Annotated in this window: 11 protein-coding genes and 1 tRNA gene; 10 read left to right on the top strand and 2 right to left on the bottom strand. The window is 39.7% G+C overall.

Features of this window, described 5'->3' with window-relative positions; all coding sequences use genetic code 11:
• Window positions 1–69 precede the first annotated feature (69 nt).
• The 7 genes from ABFU83_RS12890 (at window position 70) to ABFU83_RS12920 (ending at window position 8901) form a co-directional block, all read left to right on the top strand.
• Window positions 70–2361, top strand: a complete 2292-nt coding sequence (locus ABFU83_RS12890) for a GH92 family glycosyl hydrolase (RefSeq protein ID WP_347066479.1) — start codon at window positions 70–72, stop codon at window positions 2359–2361.
• A 125-nt stretch (window positions 2362–2486) separates the two neighbouring features.
• Window positions 2487–2559: transfer RNA gene (locus tag ABFU83_RS12895), tRNA-Phe, on the top strand.
• 220 nt (window positions 2560–2779) lie between these two features.
• Window positions 2780–3787: a hypothetical protein gene (locus ABFU83_RS12900; RefSeq protein ID WP_347066481.1), complete on the top strand. Its 1008-nt coding sequence runs from the start codon at window positions 2780–2782 to the stop codon at window positions 3785–3787.
• A gap of 3 nt (window positions 3788–3790) precedes the next feature.
• Complete coding sequence (locus tag ABFU83_RS12905; protein WP_347066483.1) at window positions 3791–4891, top strand: RNA polymerase sigma factor; 1101 nt, start codon at window positions 3791–3793, stop codon at window positions 4889–4891.
• The gene (locus ABFU83_RS12910) at window positions 4878–5783 is read left to right on the top strand and encodes a hypothetical protein (protein WP_347066484.1); all 906 of its coding nucleotides are present in this window, start codon (window positions 4878–4880) and stop codon (window positions 5781–5783) included. The genes ABFU83_RS12905 and ABFU83_RS12910 overlap by 14 nt, the downstream gene beginning before the upstream one ends.
• Before the next feature lie 137 nt (window positions 5784–5920).
• The gene (locus ABFU83_RS12915) at window positions 5921–7144 is read left to right on the top strand and encodes an FAD-dependent oxidoreductase (protein WP_347066485.1); all 1224 of its coding nucleotides are present in this window, start codon (window positions 5921–5923) and stop codon (window positions 7142–7144) included.
• Window positions 7141–8901 carry an FAD-dependent oxidoreductase gene (locus ABFU83_RS12920; RefSeq protein WP_347066486.1) on the top strand — a complete coding sequence of 587 codons (1761 nt, stop codon included), beginning with the start codon at window positions 7141–7143 and terminating at the stop codon, window positions 8899–8901. The genes ABFU83_RS12915 and ABFU83_RS12920 overlap by 4 nt, the downstream gene beginning before the upstream one ends.
• A gap of 47 nt (window positions 8902–8948) precedes the next feature.
• Here ABFU83_RS12920 and ABFU83_RS12925 read toward each other — a convergent pair whose 3' ends face one another.
• Entirely contained in the window at window positions 8949–9935 is a 987-nt protein-coding gene (locus ABFU83_RS12925; RefSeq protein ID WP_347066488.1) for a hypothetical protein, read from the bottom strand.
• Between the two features lie 263 nt (window positions 9936–10198).
• Here ABFU83_RS12925 and ABFU83_RS12930 point away from each other — a divergent pair, with 263 nt between their 5' ends.
• Window positions 10199–11341, top strand: a complete 1143-nt coding sequence (locus tag ABFU83_RS12930; protein WP_347066490.1) for a hypothetical protein — start codon at window positions 10199–10201, stop codon at window positions 11339–11341.
• Between the two features lie 3 nt (window positions 11342–11344).
• Window positions 11345–11746, top strand: a complete 402-nt coding sequence (locus ABFU83_RS12935) for a hypothetical protein (protein WP_347066491.1) — start codon at window positions 11345–11347, stop codon at window positions 11744–11746.
• An 89-nt stretch (window positions 11747–11835) separates the two neighbouring features.
• Here the strand turns inward: ABFU83_RS12935 and ABFU83_RS12940 are convergent, their stop codons facing one another.
• Window positions 11836–14673 carry an AsmA family protein gene (locus ABFU83_RS12940; RefSeq protein ID WP_347066493.1) on the bottom strand — a complete coding sequence of 946 codons (2838 nt, stop codon included), beginning with the start codon at window positions 14671–14673 and terminating at the stop codon, window positions 11836–11838.
• 144 nt (window positions 14674–14817) lie between these two features.
• Between ABFU83_RS12940 and ABFU83_RS12945 the strand changes: the two genes are divergently transcribed.
• Window positions 14818–16962 carry a M3 family metallopeptidase gene (locus ABFU83_RS12945; protein WP_347066495.1) on the top strand — a complete coding sequence of 715 codons (2145 nt, stop codon included), beginning with the start codon at window positions 14818–14820 and terminating at the stop codon, window positions 16960–16962.
• Window positions 16963–16972: the final 10 nt, after the last annotated feature.

The following is a 16972-nucleotide window of genomic DNA, read 5'->3' on the forward strand; positions in this document are numbered from 1 at the left end:
TTTATTTTCAACTTTCTGAAAACGAAAATAAAGTATCTTTGAGCTATCATTTTTGTTATTAGATCGCTCATGTCTACAAAACTATCCCTTTTCTTTTTGCTGGTTACCGCCGTTTGCTTTAGTCAGAAACGCGTTGCCGGACCAGCCGATATTGTCAACCCGATGATCGGTACTCATAAAATGGGGCATACCTTTCCCGGCGCTACTACTCCGTTCGGAATGGTACAATTAAGCCCCGAAACCAATTACACCTCTATGTTTGTCGACGGCAAATACAATCCGGATGCTTATAAATACTGTGCCGGATACCAATATGACGATAAAACGATTTTCGGATTTAGCCACACCCATTTTAGCGGAACCGGTCATGCCGATTTAGGCGATTTCCTGATTATGCCTACCACCGGAAAACTCGATTTAAATCCCGGAAAAGCCAGCGAACCCGGAAGCGGTTATTTTTCGAATTTCTCCCATGAAAACGAATTTGCCAAACCCGGCTACTATATGGTCAAACTTGATCGTTATAACATCAAAGCCGAATTAACCGCCAGCGATCGCGTCGGATTCCATCAATATACCTTTCCGAAATCGGAATCCGCACATATTATATTAGACCTCGTTTATAATATTTACAATTACGATGACAAAAATGTCTGGACGTTTATTCGCGTGGAAAACGATTCGACCGTAACCGGCTACCGCCAAACCCATGGTTGGGGACGAACCCGAACGGTATACTTCGCCATGCAGTTTTCGAAACCGTTCCTATCTTACGGTCATAAAAAATACGACAACAGCCCATACAATGGCTTTTACCGTCGTTTTAATGAAGAAGAAAACTTCCCGGAAATGGCCGGTAAAAACATCCGTGCGTATTTTAACTTTAAAACCGAGGAAAACGAAAAGATTCAGGTAAAATTCGCCTTATCACCGGTGAGTACCGAAGGCGCGCTGTTAAATTTAAAAACCGAAATTCCGCATTGGGATTTCCAGAGAACCCGACACGAAACACGCGATAAATGGAATAAAGAACTATCCAAAATCACCATCGAAACCCAAAAACCGGAAGACGAAGAAACCTTCTATACCGCCTTATACCACACCATGCTTGGCCCAATTGTGTATGAAGATGTCGACGGAAAATACAAAGGACTGGATCAGAACGTACACGAATCAGACGGATTCACCAATTATACCGTTTTCTCGCTTTGGGATACATACCGCGCGTTACATCCGCTGTTTAATCTGATCCAACCCAAACGGAATAACGACATGATCAAATCCATGTTGGCACACCACGATCAAAGCGTTCATAAAATGCTACCCGTTTGGAGTCATTACGCCAACGAAAACTGGTGTATGATTGGGTATCATTCGATCTCCGTAATTGCCGACGCCATTGCCAAAAACACCACCGATGTCGACCTTAACCGCGCACTTACCGCCGGAAAAAATACGTCGACCGTTCCCTATTTCGACGGATTGGATAGTTATATGCGCCTGGGTTATGTTCCGGAAGATAAAAGTGGTAATTCCGTTTCGAAAACTCTGGAATTTGCCTACGATGACTGGTGTATCGCACAGATTGCCAAAAAAGCCAATAATACGACCGTTTATCAGGAATATCTGAAGCGTTCTGAAAATTACCAAAATGTGTACGATCCGTCGACCCGTTATATACGTCCGAAGTTAAACAATGGAAAATGGAAAGAACCTTTCGATCCACTAGACACCCACGGACAAGGTTTTATCGAAGGAAATGCGTTAAACTACGGTTTTTATGTTCCGCATAATATTGATCACATGATCGAAATGATGGGTGGTAAAAACAAATTTGCCGCACAGCTTGATCAGGTATTTTCGATCAAACTGGATGATAAATATATTGAGAAAAACGAAGATATTACCCGCGACGGTATCATCGGCGCCTATGTACACGGTAACGAACCGGGGCATCATATCCCCTATTTATACAATTGGACCGGTAAGCCCTGGAAAACACAAGAGCGCGTTCGTATGATTATGGATACGATGTATTCCAATTCGATTGATGGTTTGTGCGGAAACGACGACGCTGGTCAGATGAGTGCCTGGTATGTCTTTAGCGCGCTTGGTTTTTATCCGGTGCTTCCGGGATCGGATCAATATGCCATCGGAAGTCCGCTGCTTAAAGCCGCTACCTTGCATTTTGAAAACGGCAAATCGCTAAAAATAAAAACGGTCAATCAAGGACCAAAAAATGTATATGTACAGAAAATCACCTTAAACAATAAAGAAATCGATCGCGATTATCTGTTACATGGCGAGCTTTACGACAATGCCGAGTTAACTTTTTATTTAAGTAACAAGCCAAAACGGTAATCCAAAAAAACATTTAAGAAAATAATTCCTTAACATTGAGTCAGTTACAAAAACACCCTCTTTTTTCCATAAAAAAGTGTTGGAAAACCGAAAAATGATTCTATATTTGCAACCGCAATAAGGACGGTGCCTTAGCTCAGTTGGTAGAGCAATGGACTGAAAATCCATGTGTCCCTGGTTCGATTCCTGGAGGCACCACAAAAAACCCTTGATCTCTTACGATTTCAAGGGTTTTCCTTTTTTAGTCCTAATAGGAACTATTCTTTTTTCCATAAATCACTTTTCTACAGCTACAAATCAAGCGTCAATCGTATCGATTGAAATAAATTCAAAATATTTTTACTTTTTTACTGCAACCCTTATCGTTTTTTCACTCTTATAATAAAATTAAACTATATTAACCTAATTTATTTTTATTATGAAAAAAATACTACTTGTTCTAACTCTGGCCACCGCGTTATTACAAATTTCCTGTAGTGAAGACCTGATTTCGAATTCCAATGCAACCGCGACAAACTCGGCCGATGTTTATGTTGCCGGTCAAAAGAATAATCAGGCGTGTTATTGGAAAAACAACCAACCTGTTTTTTTGGATTCCAATGGTTTTACCGCTCCAACCGCAAGCAAAATAATCGTATCCAATAACGATGTCTATGTTTTAGGAATTGGAATCGGAGCGACAACAACGGCATTGGAAACCGTTCCGATGTTTTGGAAAAACGGAGTGCTTACCAATCTAAAAGCTGCTTTAAGCACCGATGAGGAACAAGTAATGACCATTACCGATATGGAAGTCGTTGGAAACGATGTTTACTTGGTGGGTTATACCAAAAAACCGATTATTACTTTCGATGATTATACACTTGCTTATTGGAAAAACGGTGTTAAAACTACCGTTCGTAACTATGGTCACTATGTTCAGAATCTTCCACAAATTAAAATACAAAACAACACGGTTTATATCACGGCTTCCGCGAATGGAAACGAAACACTTAACGGCTATTATGCCAACAGTATTTTTAACGAAATTCCAAATTCGATTCTAAATGGTTTGGCTTCGAATGGCTCCGAAATGTTTGTATACGGAACCTTGAATAATGCCGGTTATTATAAAAATACCAACACCAATGCGGAAACATCACTTCCGGCACCGATCAACGGAATTACAAAAATGCAGTTTACCACGGACCTATATCTTACCAATGGTTCGAATACGATTTACAAAAACGGTGTTTCATTCGATAACAGTCAGCCGGAATTGGGCGGTATTATCGATTTTAAAATTCAAAACAGTGGTGCCTACAAAATAACACAGGTAGCCGTTGGAGATGGTTATACCAGTCATTTGGTTGTTAATGGTGTTGAAGCCATGCACATCAATGATTCCGATGGTACCTTTATGTCGGTTTTTGTAGTTCAGAATTAAACGATGGCAACCTTTAACTGGAACGAAATTTATAGCAAGACATCCCCAAAATTACTGGGGATTTGTCGCAGGTACATCAAAGATCTGGCCACGGCCGAAGATATTATTCAGGATTCTTTTATCGTGGCGATCCAAAAGGAAAACACGCTAAAAGACGCCAACGCTATAAATGGCTGGTTAAGCCGAATTGTGATCAACATGGCTATCCATCATTTAAAAGAAACCAAAAAGATAAACTTCTCAACCGACCAAAACTGCGAAATTGCTGATACCACTACTCTTATGAACACCGCAGAAATAGATTCAAAAAGCATACTTCTGAGTTCCGATTTGGAAAAGAACGATATATTGGAAGCAATCGACCAATTGCCGGAACACCACAAATCGGTTTTTAACCTCTATGTAATCGACCAGTTTTCGCATGTTGAAATCAGTAAAATACTCAACATCTCAACCGGGACTTCAAAATCGCATTTGTTCCGGGCCCGGAAAGCCATTCAAGCCTTTTTACTTGAAAAAATTCAGGAGAAACCGGTTGATCAAAAGAAAAAACGCCGCATTGCTTTTTTACTTTTCTTAGGGTTCGGAAATCAAATGTTTGCCAACTATTATCGAAAACCGTTCCAGGATTTTGAAATACAACCACAGAAAAAATTAGAAGTACATTCGGAGAAGTTGCCATTTCCAAAGGATTTTATCGGTTTAACCCAAACTACTTTTGCCGTAAAAACGATCGCAGCAAGCTTAGTTTTGATCAGCATACTCAGCGTTTTGATGTATACCTACGTATTTCATTATAACGTTATTCCGGAGCAAAAAACACCGGAATTGCATCCAAAACCGATAACAAATATAATTATCAGTCAACCGCTTATAAACACGAACGATTCCGTAAAAACCAAAACGATTACTCGTCCAAATCCGAATAAAAAAGCAACAGTTACCACACCGGAAAAAGCAACGGTTTTACAAAACAATACCTCAAAAACAACTGCAAATTCAATTGTTACCACACTAAAAGATTCAATACAGGAAGAACCTCAGAAAGTAGTTGTCATTAAAAAGCAAATTGTAAAAAAAGACACTATTTATGTTACGCGATAAACTCCTATTCTTTTTTTTAGCTTTTACCGGTTTTGCTTTTTCCCAGGAAAAAAAGACCGACACGGTTTTTGTGTATGAAGAAGTCATCGTATACGACACGGTTTTTGTCGAAAAACCTTTTACCAAAATTGACAAGGCAGTTTTTACTTCCGAAACCGATAAAAAAGATAAACTGGAATTAATTCAAAACGGAAAAAAATTCGAGGTCGCAATTGACACACTTGTTCTGGTGACCGATAAAAAAAGGATCGAAAAACAGCAAGCTCAAAGTTGGTTTTTTGGCGGAAAACTACATTTGGGTATCGCCCGAAATAGTCTTTTTAAAGAAATGAATGCGCCAAACACCGTCGGCCTTGGGCTTGGAATCTGGACCCGGAAAGCACTTTTTAATTCCGATTTTTCTGTCGGAATAGGATTTGACGCCTTTTACTGGATAGGTTCGTTTTCGTTTGATGCCACACAAAATGAAAGTGTTCTTAATGGCTATTATTTTACAAACAACAAGCAGCCAAAGCTTTTTAAAACGATTGATTGTACAAATTTCAAATTACAACTACCCATCCAATTGTACTACAATATCAACAAATTCACACCCTCCGTAGGAGCTTTTGCCAGTACTTCGAACTATAAATCGCAATTTATCGGTTCGTCCGGAAACCTCCCGCTAACCTTTGATGAAATACAGGATTTTAAAGCCGAAGCACTCCAAATCGGTTACCTTATCGAACTGCATTATTCGCTATCAAAACATATTTCGGTGGCGCTACATTTTAGCTCCGGAAAATCGAACAATTTGTTTTTTAGTAAGCGTGACGACAAAAATCAATTCTTTAAAACTAAAAATGCGTTTACCGAAAATAATTTCTTGATACAACTCCTGTACACTTTATAAAACACATTGCCGGATCGCAAAAAACGCCTTTATTTCCGCTTCGGCAAAAAGTAACTAAAACAGGTGTTTCTACTGTAAAATCCTACCTTCATAGCGCCTAATTTTAACTTCATAACCAAGACAACCTACATCTTATTATGGAGACTACTGCAAATGACGTTTATGACGTAATCGTGATTGGTGGCGGCGCTATGGGCCTGTCCACTGCCTACTATTCGGGAAAAAGAAAGGCCAAAACACTCGTGCTGGAACAGTTTACTTTTGTAAACCAACAGGGAAGTTCTGCCGGTGTTTCCCGACAATTCCGTATTCCGTATCCTGAAAAATATATGGTTCAGATGGCACTGGATTCCTTACCGTATTGGAAAGAACTCCAAAGCCATACCGAAACCGAACTACTCGACAAAGTCGGCACGCTTTGGTTTGGCGATCCGGAGGTGCACTCTACCGAAGGAAATATCGCAAAAGCTGAAATCGCCTTAAAAGAACTCAACGTTCCCTATACCAAACTGACCGCCAAGGAAGTCGAAGAACAATATAATTTCCGCAACCTACCGGATAACTATACCGGTTTGTTTCAGGCAGACGGTGCCAGTATCAACTTTAAAGCGACTATCGAAACCTTACTGGAGCTTTGCCGGAAAGACGCCAATATCACTTTGATGGAACAATCTCCGGTAACCGATATCGAACGCAAAGACGATTTGTTTCACCTTACGACTCCCAATGGTTATTATGCCGCTAAAAAAATCGTGATCACTCCCGGTCCGTATATCAATAGTGTGATCAACTTATTGGATTTTACGATTGAAGCAACCTATTGGAATATGGCTTCCGCCTATTTTAAAAAGACCAACGAAAAAGTACAATATCCAACCTGGTTTGTCTTTCAGAATGCCGAAGGCGACAATGGCAATCAGTTTTATGGCTTCCCGGAAGTCGACTGGGATCATCCGGACTATATCCGTGTCGCACCCGATTTTGTAATCGAACCATTGGACGAACCGTACGACCGTTCCTTTATTCCGAACGAAAAAGAATTGCACTACACCTCCGAATGGGTTAAAAATCATATGACCGGGTTGGATACCGAGGCTTGCTTTACGTCGACCTGTCTGATCGCACTGAGTAAAATCCCGAATAAAGAATTGATCATCGATTTCGCACCAAGCTACGTTCCCAACCATGAGGATATCGTGGTCTATGCGACCGGATGGGCGGCCAAATTTACGCCGCTATTGGGTAAGATCTTATCCGATATGGCTTTGGATGGTAAATCCGATTACGATATTTCCAATTTCCAATTGGGTTATAAATTCTTTAGAGCGCTTCAACCCATTAACCAAAACCTACCATTATGAATAAAAACACACCTTTAAATCCGGGGATGGAACCCGGTTTAAAAATTGAAGTAGCCATTGTTGGCGCCGGTACTTCCGGATTATATACAGCTTACCGACTGGTAGCCGATAAAAAATTCACCGCCGATCAGGTTCAGATTTTTGATCTGAATGACCGTTTAGGCGGCCGACTGGAATCGGTGATTATGCCCGGAATGGATTTCTGGGGCGAATTAGGTGGAATGCGCTACCTGACATCTCAGGAAATCGTAACCACACTTATTGAAGGTTATCCGTTAACCGAACCCGATCTAAACAAACGCAAACAGGTACTGGTTGACAAAATGAACCCGGTGCCGTTTCCAATGGGCGACACTTCAAAATTACTGATGTATTTGCGAAAAGAGCGCTGTAAACAGGATGCCTGGAATGTGGCTCAGGATGCCGGTGAAAAGTTCATCACCCGTTATTATCTGAATGACGACACTATCGGTTTTAGTTCCGATCAGTTGTTCAATAAGATCATTTATGACGTGCTAATGGCCGATCCATGGTTCCGGGAGCATTATTCGGCTTTCGTCAAAAAAACATCCGAATACGACTATACTTTCGAAATAACGAGTCGCCAATGGGACGATATCAAACCGAAATTGCGCTATAATTTTAAAGGATCGCCTTACGAAGGCCGAAAAGTAAACGACATCGGTTTTTGGAATTTGATCAAAGATCAGGTATCACAGGAAGGTTATACTTTTTTAGCCAATGCCGGCGGTTATTATTCCAATACAATCAACTGGAATTCAGCTGAAGCCTTCCCATATATGGTGGGCGACTTTTCCGAAGGGACCGTTTATAAAACCATTGAAGAAGGTTTTGACAGTATTGCCTACGCCATTGCCAACACCTATATGGACAATCCGGGCGCCTGTATCTGGTCAGAAAACAAATTAATTACCTTTACAAAAGAGCACGCTTTTACGCATTCGCACAAATACCAGCTGACGTTCCTAAATATTAAAACCAATGAGGAATGGCATGTTTATGCCAATAATATCGTATTGGCGATGCCGCGTAGATCGCTGGAATTACTGGATCAGGAAAACTTCTTTTTTAATGTGAATGAAGACAGTACGCTAAACAATAATATCCGTTCGGTGATTATGGAACCGGCTTTTAAAATCCTGATGGGATTCCCGCATCCGTGGTGGAAAAAACTAGGCATCGATTCCGGGCATTCCATAACCGATTTACCAATGCGCCAGTGCTATTATTTTGGCACCGATACGCATACCGATAATTCAATGTTATTGGGTAGTTACGGAGACATGGAAACCGAAACGTTCTGGAAAGCACTATCGGACGATAAGATTCTTTTTAAAGTAAAAGCGTCCAAATCGGCTTCGTTAAAAGAACTACACGAACTGGATAGCGTTCAGGCTTCCCAAATGATGGTAAACGAAGTGATGAACCAGTTACGCGAACTACATGGTCCGGATGTGGAAATCCCGGATCCGTATGTGACCTATTTCAGAGACTGGTCCGATGATCCGTTTGGTGCCGGATATCACGCCTGGAAAGCCGGATATGAGGTTAAAAATGTCATGCCATACATGCGACAACCAAAACCAACAGAACAAATCCATATTTGCGGGGAAGCCTATTCCGATCAGCAAGGATGGGTTGAAGGCGCACTATGTGAAGCCGAAAAAATGCTGGAAACTCATTTTGGACTAGAGCGTCCGGAATGGCTGGATCCGGCGTATTATTTAGGCTGGTAATACAACTTATCTTCCGGACAAACAACATTGCCCGGAAGATATTCTACTTATATTTTCAGGTTTTCCAGTTCCATCGACAGCGCTTTTAAATCCTGTTTCATCAGGTTGATCTGCGATTCCAACTGGTCGTACATATTGGCCCGGTTATCCAATTCCTGTGCCGAATATTTACCGCCATTTCCAAAATACAATTCCAGTAATTGGGTTTTCTTTTTGGATTTTTCATCCGCAATCTGACCAAAATTCATCCATTTTTCAATAATCTCCCGACGGAAAGAGACTTTTCCCGGTTCGTTTGGATTGCTATAATTCAGATAATACCAAACCGTTGGCGGAAAAATAGAAGAAGTCGGCCGACCTTCCCATATATCACGCAACGCATTCCGGTTATGATAAAACTCAATACTGCGTTTGTTCCGAAGAATCAGCATCCCTAAGGTGGCTTCAGTAATCCCGGTTCCCAGTCCAATATAATCGCCGGTATTTCCTTTGTCGATTAACAATCCGGAAGCAATCGCTCCCGCAGCGCCGATTACGATCGCTCCAACGGTTAATTTACTCTCCGTTTCGTCCTCTTTCCCTTTTAAAAAATCGGCGATCTGACTGGTTCGTTCTTCTTCGCAATCCATTTCCGAGGAAACCGCCGATACTTCCAATGACGCGATATTGATGCGTTGGTTTAACTTTTGAACCAACTCCAATTGCGTTAGTCGGTTTTCAATAGTTGGATCCTGTTTATATTTTTTGCGTATCGTCACATAATCCCCTACCAAATCCAAAACACCAATCGCATTGGCCGCATTCAGACTTTTAAAACTAAATCGCGAGGCCAGAGCCGTGTCGACCGGAATGGTGTGCATGGGTTGGGGCATTTCGGCTACCGTATAATTGTAGACATTCTGCTGATTGCAATTACTCGTATACAATTGTGATTTCATCCGATTGGGCTGAAATCCGGAACAGGACGTTATAACAAACGCGCTGATCAATACTACTTGGGGAATGTATTTTTTGAGTACAGTTGTGTTTTCCATCGTTATGATTTTAGAATCGATGAATACTAAATAACCCGAAATCTGTTTTCTTTTAGGAATTTTTAAATACAGGAATTAAGTTACCATTTTTTCCTGATAATTTATCAAATGACTCAAAAAAACACTCCTAATTCACTGATAAACAAAATACATTTTTTCTTTAGCAGAATAAAAAACTTATATTTGTATAAATAGCTCTAACAATATCATGAATTTCTTTCCTTTATAACATTATTTCGATTTATTATTGTTACTATATATTTATGTCAACAGAGAAGATTTTTATCAAACCTAAATTAGAAGGACAACGTTTTGATGACCACACGCTTCCTGTCAATATTTTAGAAGACTTCTCCGCTTTTGAAGAGTTAATTTTTGAACTGGCAAAAAAAATATATCTTGATCTCAATCCGCAGCGAAAAAGAGTCCCCAAAGGGTTTACAGAAAATATTTATCTGAAACTTTCAACTATAGAAGAAGGTAGTACCATTCCACAAATAGTAATCGCTACTACTATTAGTGTTTTTGCTACTCCTAACATCAGTGTTCCTAACGACGAGTATTTTAGCTATTTTGAAAAAGCCCGGGATAAAGTATTTGAATTAATTGAAAATGCAAATTCTGATAAATCTGTTGAAACAGAGAGCAAGTTTCTAAACTATTTTAACCGAATTGGAAAAAACTTAAAAGAAGGCGAAACGATCGACTTTCTAAATTCCGATTCTTCTACAAGAAATGTAACGTTCAGCAAAAATACGCGAAGAAAAATACTGCTTTCTCGAAATGAAAAACTTGAATATTCGGAATTGATCCACGAAAACGTTCGTATATCTGCTATAGATAAAAAAAAACAAGTCTTTTATATTGAACTAAAAGACGCTACCTACGAATGTCCTATCGTAACTGATTTTCACGACACCATTATCACAGCTTTTCAAGAATATGAAAACAAAACATTAATTTCGGTAAAAGCGACAGGTTTGTTTAATAATCAGAACAAACTAATTCACATCGAAAAAATTGAATCAATGGACATATTGGATCCATTTGACGTAAGTGTTCGATTAAACGATCTTTTAGAGTTGAAAGACAAATGGTATGACGGTGTAGATGGCAAGATGTTAAACCAAAAGAATACCTTACTTTTTAAAGATTACTTTAATGCCTATTTTAATTCTGACTTACAACTACCTGCTATTTTCCCAACATTAAATGGAAATATTGTTCTTGAATGGAAAAAAGGCACCATTGAAATCTCAATAGAAATAGATCTAAGCCATTTAAAGGCAGATATTTTCTATTTCGACATGGAAAACGATAATAATGATTTTCAGGAAAATATTGACTTAAAAATTCCTTCCGACTGGATTAAAATCAACACTCTTATTTCTCAAAACATCACGTAATTAATGACCAACGCAACTTTACTTCATCGGCAAATACATCCTAGCTGGATTCAAAATAATTTTATTTCCGAACAGGCTTTCTTAGCTGAAAACAACATTGCCTCTTTAGCATTTACGCCTTCAGAAAAAGATAATAAAAAACTCTCTGTTTATAATGGTGAAAAATTTTCAGCCCTAGACTCTTTTAACCACTTTACTCAAAATTATGTTTCTGCGGGCGTTTTATCGGTAACATTTGCAGAAGTAATTGCCATTCAAAATTTAAATGCCTACGAAGACAATACCCCATTTGCCGGACATGCTGTCATTGACTACACCAATATCGCAACAACCAATCAAATGAAGAAAAGTGCCAAAAAACTCAAAAACAAAGCCATTGAGAGAGGTTGGACTCATAAAATATAAAAATTATACTTCAATTTTATTTTTGCATTACAATTTTACAATCGTTAAAGTACATAAAAAAACACTCCTAGAACGAGTGTTTTTTTATGCTATTCCTTTTCTTTTGGTTTTTCCGGTGCGGGTGTTACCGACGGTTCCGGTTTTGGTTCCGAAGGAGGTGGCGTAGCCGGTGCCGGTGTTCCTTTGTATTCGGTTTCGGGAACTTCTTCGCCCGTTTTGCTAAATACTTTTATTTTAGGATTGTCTTTGTTTCCTGTAATCACAACCGGAATTCCGATTAATCCGAATGGCGGTAATCCCAAACGCATTCGCAGATTCATCTGACCGGCAAAGTTGGTTTGCCCTTTGAATTTCAAACGGAATAAAGCTACTTTGATCAACGTTTCATCAATAGTGATCACATTATTTTTAATGTTCGAATTGATTTCCACTTCACTTAAATCCGGATCATTGATACCATCGGATCCTGTTTTTTTACTGATCGCCGAAAACAATTTCAGCCCTTTTATTTTTACTTTTTTAACCGTTACCACACCATCTCCTTTTAACGATGGCATGATCGGTTGCATGTTCTGATCGAGTACGCCGCGTAAACGGTAATCGACACCTATGATTCCTTCGGCTTTTTCGGCCGATGTCATTAAATCGCGGAATAATTTCACTTCACGGTACGCACGGTTCACATCGAAATCTTTCGCGCGGTAACGCAGACTAAAGTTCGCTTTATCGGCACTTACATCGTCGTAAACACCATCCAATGTCATCCGGCTTCCGATAATGCCAATACCCGCATTGCGCAACATGATTTTTCCTTTTTTGACCATTGCTTTTCCAGACATGTCATTCAGTACCAAACCATCGTAGTCAATTTTTTTAGCATTGGCCACAACCGAAACATTCAGATTTGTAGGTACCACAACAACACCCGTTGGTTCTTTCGGTTTTGTTTTTTTCGCATTGACCTTGGAATTATTTGTTTTGACACCATCCGGATTGTAGGCCATAAATTCGTTAACATTTAGAAAATCGGACTGCAACGCGAAGTTTCCGGAAAGAACACTTTTATCGTTCAATACATAATTGATTACATTTTGTAACTGACCATTCAAATTAAAATCCGACTGCCCATAGCCCGCTTTAAAAGCGTTAAAAAACATTTTGTCGCGATCAAATCGGAACAAACCTTCTTTGATCAGGAATGGTTTTGGAAAAAACTGCGATTTTGCCGTAATATCCCGTAATACCAGGGTCCCTTTGTTATTCATTTTACCATATTGTCCCGTAGTAGCATAGCTCTGTTTTCCTTGTAAAAATAAATCGGCTTTGATATACCCTTTTACGTCAAGTCCTTCCTGACGGAATACTTGATAGACTTTTGCGACGTCAATTTCGCCCTTAGCTTTGACTTTATAAGACAGATCTTCAAAATTCGATAAATCGGCTGCGACAAACACCGGATTGCCTTCAAAATGAAAGGAAGCCGGCGTTACTTTTACCATAAGATCTTTATAATTACCCGTTGTATTTTTGATACGCGCATTGATTCGGATGGAATCGATCGGGTTTGGATAATACGGTGTCTTTAATCGTCCACCTTGTAGGGCTAAAAATCCATCGGTAATCGGGAATAGCTTCTGAGTCGCATCATAATCGCCTTTGGCTTTGATACTCGTGGTTAACAATCCTTTGACTTCTATCTTTTCCAATCCCAAAGCACGGTTTAATTTTTCCAGATCCAGTTTGGCCTTCATATCGGTATTTACATTGATATGTTTGGTTCCTTTGGAATAGAGTTTCCCAGCCAAAAAGTCTTTCCCAACATTAAAGTGGATCGAATCCATATCGATTTCCAATAAATCCGGATTTAACGATGGCATTCGGGTATTGAATTTTAAAAAGATATTCGAAGTCGGAAACGGTGTATCTTTATAAGCGATATAACCGTCGCGGATATTAACTGCCAAGCCTAAATCGGGTTTTTTATTTTGAGAAGCGTTGTAGATTCCTTTGAACGTAAATAACACATCCGTTTGTCCCTGTACCTTTGTTTTCTCCAACCAGGTCACATAGGCCGGTGGCATCGCGGTGAACAAATCGTTTAGGTTACTATTCTGGGTTTCTACGTGAATATCGATATCATATCCGTCTTTCAGGAAGTTCAGTTTTCCGATAAATTTCACCGGAAGTTTATTAATTTTCAGGTTATTTTGTCTAAAAACAAACGACAGGGAATTGGTATTGATTCGCGTTAGTAAATCGGCGTTAACCACTTTGTTTTTCAGGTAGGTTTCTCCGTCAAAAGCAAAATCCAACGATCCGATTCGCGCCTTTGTTGTCAGATCAAAAATAGACTTATCCAAGTCGCCTTTTCCGATATAATTAAAATCTTTGGCATCGATCGCCAGTTTAGCTGAAAGGTCGTTGTATTTTAAATGAACGTTTTTAATTTCGATCCGATCCAGTCGTATCGAAGCCGATTCTGTAGTGTCGGCTGTTTTGGGTGCATTCGAAATATAGACATTATAATTCGCATGTCCGTGTTCGTCCACTTTGATATTCGCCTGTCCATCGGACAAATAAATCTCGTCAATACTCACCTGATTGTCAAAAATAAGGCGTTTCAGGTTGATTCCGAAAGCCACTTCTTTTGCCGCTACCAAAGTATCGTTTCGATAGGGTGCCGATCCTTTTAACGAAAATTCATCCAACGAAACCGTTAACGACGGAAAATGCTTATAAAACGACAAATGCGTTTCTTTAAAATTCAGTTCGCCATCCAGTTTTTGATTCGCGGCTTTTTTTACCTGTTCGGCAATGGTTCCCGGAAACAGCAACGGAATCAGGAATAATAACAGCAATATGCTACCGATTGTGATTCCAGTGATCTTAAGGGTCTTGAGGATTATATTTTTAGGGGAGCGCTTCATACTACAAAAGTACTATCTAATTTTCAAATTTTAACAGAATATTCCGTATTCGGCTCATAAAAATTCGTTAACAAAATGTGCTATAACCGACGGTAATCACTTTTTCTGTTATTTTTACATAACTAAATTAATCAAAATAACATCATGATTACAAAAACTGTTCTGATTCTTACAACTGTGGGAATGTCTTTACTTTCGGGAAACGAGGACAAATCCAAGCGAAACGGCGATCCAACCAATCCGCTTCTGGCCGCGTACAATACTCCTTATGAAGTTCCTCCTTTCCATTTGATTAAAAACGAACATTTTAAACCGGCTTTACTGGAAGGTATTAAAATTCACCAACAGGAAATCGATGCCATTACGAATAATCCGGCCAAACCAACTTTCGATAATACCATTCTGGCACTCGAAAATTCGGGACAGCTTTTAAATCGGGTTGCGACTGTTTTTAGCAATCTGAGTTCAGCCAACACAAACGACCAACTACAGGCGATCGCTCAGGAAATGGCACCAATATCCTCTAAGCACAATGATAATATCAATCTGAATGAGAAATTATTCGCCCGGGTAAAAGCGGTTTGGGAGGCCCGTAAAACCTTAAAACTAACTCCGGAACAATCCCGTTTACTGGAGAAAAAATACAAAGCTTTTGTGCGCAGTGGTGCGAATCTTTCGGAAACCGATAAAGAAAAACTGCGCAAAATCAATGGAGAGTTATCCTTGTTATCACTAAAATTTGGCAACAACATTCTTAAAGAAAACAATGCCTACGAATTAGTGATCGATAAAAAAGCGGATTTAGCCGGTTTACCGGACGAACTGATCCTTGCCGCAGCGGCCAAAGCCAAAGCTTCCGGAAAGGATGGAAAATGGGTGTTTACACTGAGTAATTCGAGTGTGATGCCATTCCTGCAATATGCATCTAATCGCGAACTGCGCAAGCAAATCTGGACAGCTTATCAGAACCGTGGCAACAACAATAACGAATTCGACAACAAACAAAATCTAATCCAGATGGCCAACCTACGCGGTGAAAAAGCACGTTTGTTAGGTTATAAAAACCACGCTGCCTATGTATTGGAAGAAAGTATGGCCAAAACACCGGAAAAAGCGACGGAGTTGTTAACCAAACTTTGGAAACCGGCACTTGAAAAAGCAAAACTGGAAACGGCCGATATCAAAAAAATGATGGTGGCCGATGGTATTTCCGATGCCGTACAACCGTATGACTGGCGTTATTATGCCGAAAAAATCCGTAAGGAACGTTATAATCTGGATGAACAGGAAGTAAAACCATATTTCAGTATTCAGAATGTACAACAGGGGATTTTTAAAGTAACCGAAAATCTTTATGGGTTGAAATTCGAAGAACTAAAAGATGTTCCAAAATACCATGAAGATGTTACCGTTTGGAAAGTTATGGAAAAGGACGGAACTCCCGTAGGTACTTTATATATGGATTTCTATTCGCGTGCTTCCAAAAACGGTGGTGCCTGGATGACCTCCTACCGTGCGCAGCAAATGGAAAACGGGAAACGTATTCCTCCGGTGATTTCAATCGTTTGTAATTACTCCAAACCAATTGGCGACGCACCCACTTTATTAACATTTGACGAAACGACAACATTTTTTCATGAATTTGGTCATGCTCTACACGGTTTATTATCGAATGTGAATTACCAAAGTATGGCTGGAACTGCGGTTCCAAGAGACTTCGTAGAATTACCGTCTCAGGTTATGGAAAACTGGGCTGCCGAGCCAGAAGTTTTAAAAATGTATGCCAAGCATTACCAAACCGGAGCTGTAATTCCCGATGCGTTAATTGAAAAATTACAAAAATCCGGCACTTTCGACCAAGGATTTGCTACTGTAGAATATCTAGCTGCTTCGTTACTGGATATGGAATACCATACACAAACCGGAGCCATCACACAGGATGCGACTGCATTTGAGGCTAGTTCCATGAAAAAAATCGGATTGATCAATTCAATCATTCCGCGTTATAGAAGTACGTATTTTAGCCATGTTTTCGCCGGGGGTTATTCGGCTGGTTATTATAGCTATATCTGGTCCGGAGTTTTGGATACCGATGCGTTTGAAGCGTTTAAAAGCACTTCGTTATTCAACCCGGAAAAAGCCAAAGCTTTCCGTAAATATATCCTTGAAAAAGGAGGAACAGAAGATCCTATGGTACTTTATAAAAAATTCCGTGGTGAGGAACCGAACATCACACCGCTACTCAACAAACGCGGTTTGAACAATGGTGCCAAACCATTAAAAAACTAAACTAAAAGGC

It is taken from the genome of Flavobacterium sp. WV_118_3 (assembly GCF_039778605.1).
GTDB lineage: Bacteria > Bacteroidota > Bacteroidia > Flavobacteriales > Flavobacteriaceae > Flavobacterium.

Bases quoted from the DNA above. Each gene is read 5' to 3' on its own strand.
- ABFU83_RS12890 (WP_347066479.1), top strand. From the start codon at position 70: ATGTCTACAAAACTATCCCTTTTCTTTTTGCTGGTTACCGCCGTTTGC.
- ABFU83_RS12900 (WP_347066481.1), top strand. From the start codon at position 2,780: ATGAAAAAAATACTACTTGTTCTAACTCTGGCCACCGCGTTATTACAA.
- ABFU83_RS12925 (WP_347066488.1), bottom strand. From the start codon at position 9,935: ATGGAAAACACAACTGTACTCAAAAAATACATTCCCCAAGTAGTATTG.
- ABFU83_RS12945 (WP_347066495.1), top strand. From the start codon at position 14,818: ATGATTACAAAAACTGTTCTGATTCTTACAACTGTGGGAATGTCTTTA.
- ABFU83_RS12915 (WP_347066485.1), top strand. From the start codon at position 5,921: ATGGAGACTACTGCAAATGACGTTTATGACGTAATCGTGATTGGTGGC.
- ABFU83_RS12920 (WP_347066486.1), top strand. From the start codon at position 7,141: ATGAATAAAAACACACCTTTAAATCCGGGGATGGAACCCGGTTTAAAA.
- ABFU83_RS12905 (WP_347066483.1), top strand. From the start codon at position 3,791: ATGGCAACCTTTAACTGGAACGAAATTTATAGCAAGACATCCCCAAAA.
- ABFU83_RS12910 (WP_347066484.1), top strand. From the start codon at position 4,878: ATGTTACGCGATAAACTCCTATTCTTTTTTTTAGCTTTTACCGGTTTT.
- ABFU83_RS12935 (WP_347066491.1), top strand. From the start codon at position 11,345: ATGACCAACGCAACTTTACTTCATCGGCAAATACATCCTAGCTGGATT.
- ABFU83_RS12940 (WP_347066493.1), bottom strand. From the start codon at position 14,673: ATGAAGCGCTCCCCTAAAAATATAATCCTCAAGACCCTTAAGATCACT.
- ABFU83_RS12930 (WP_347066490.1), top strand. From the start codon at position 10,199: ATGTCAACAGAGAAGATTTTTATCAAACCTAAATTAGAAGGACAACGT.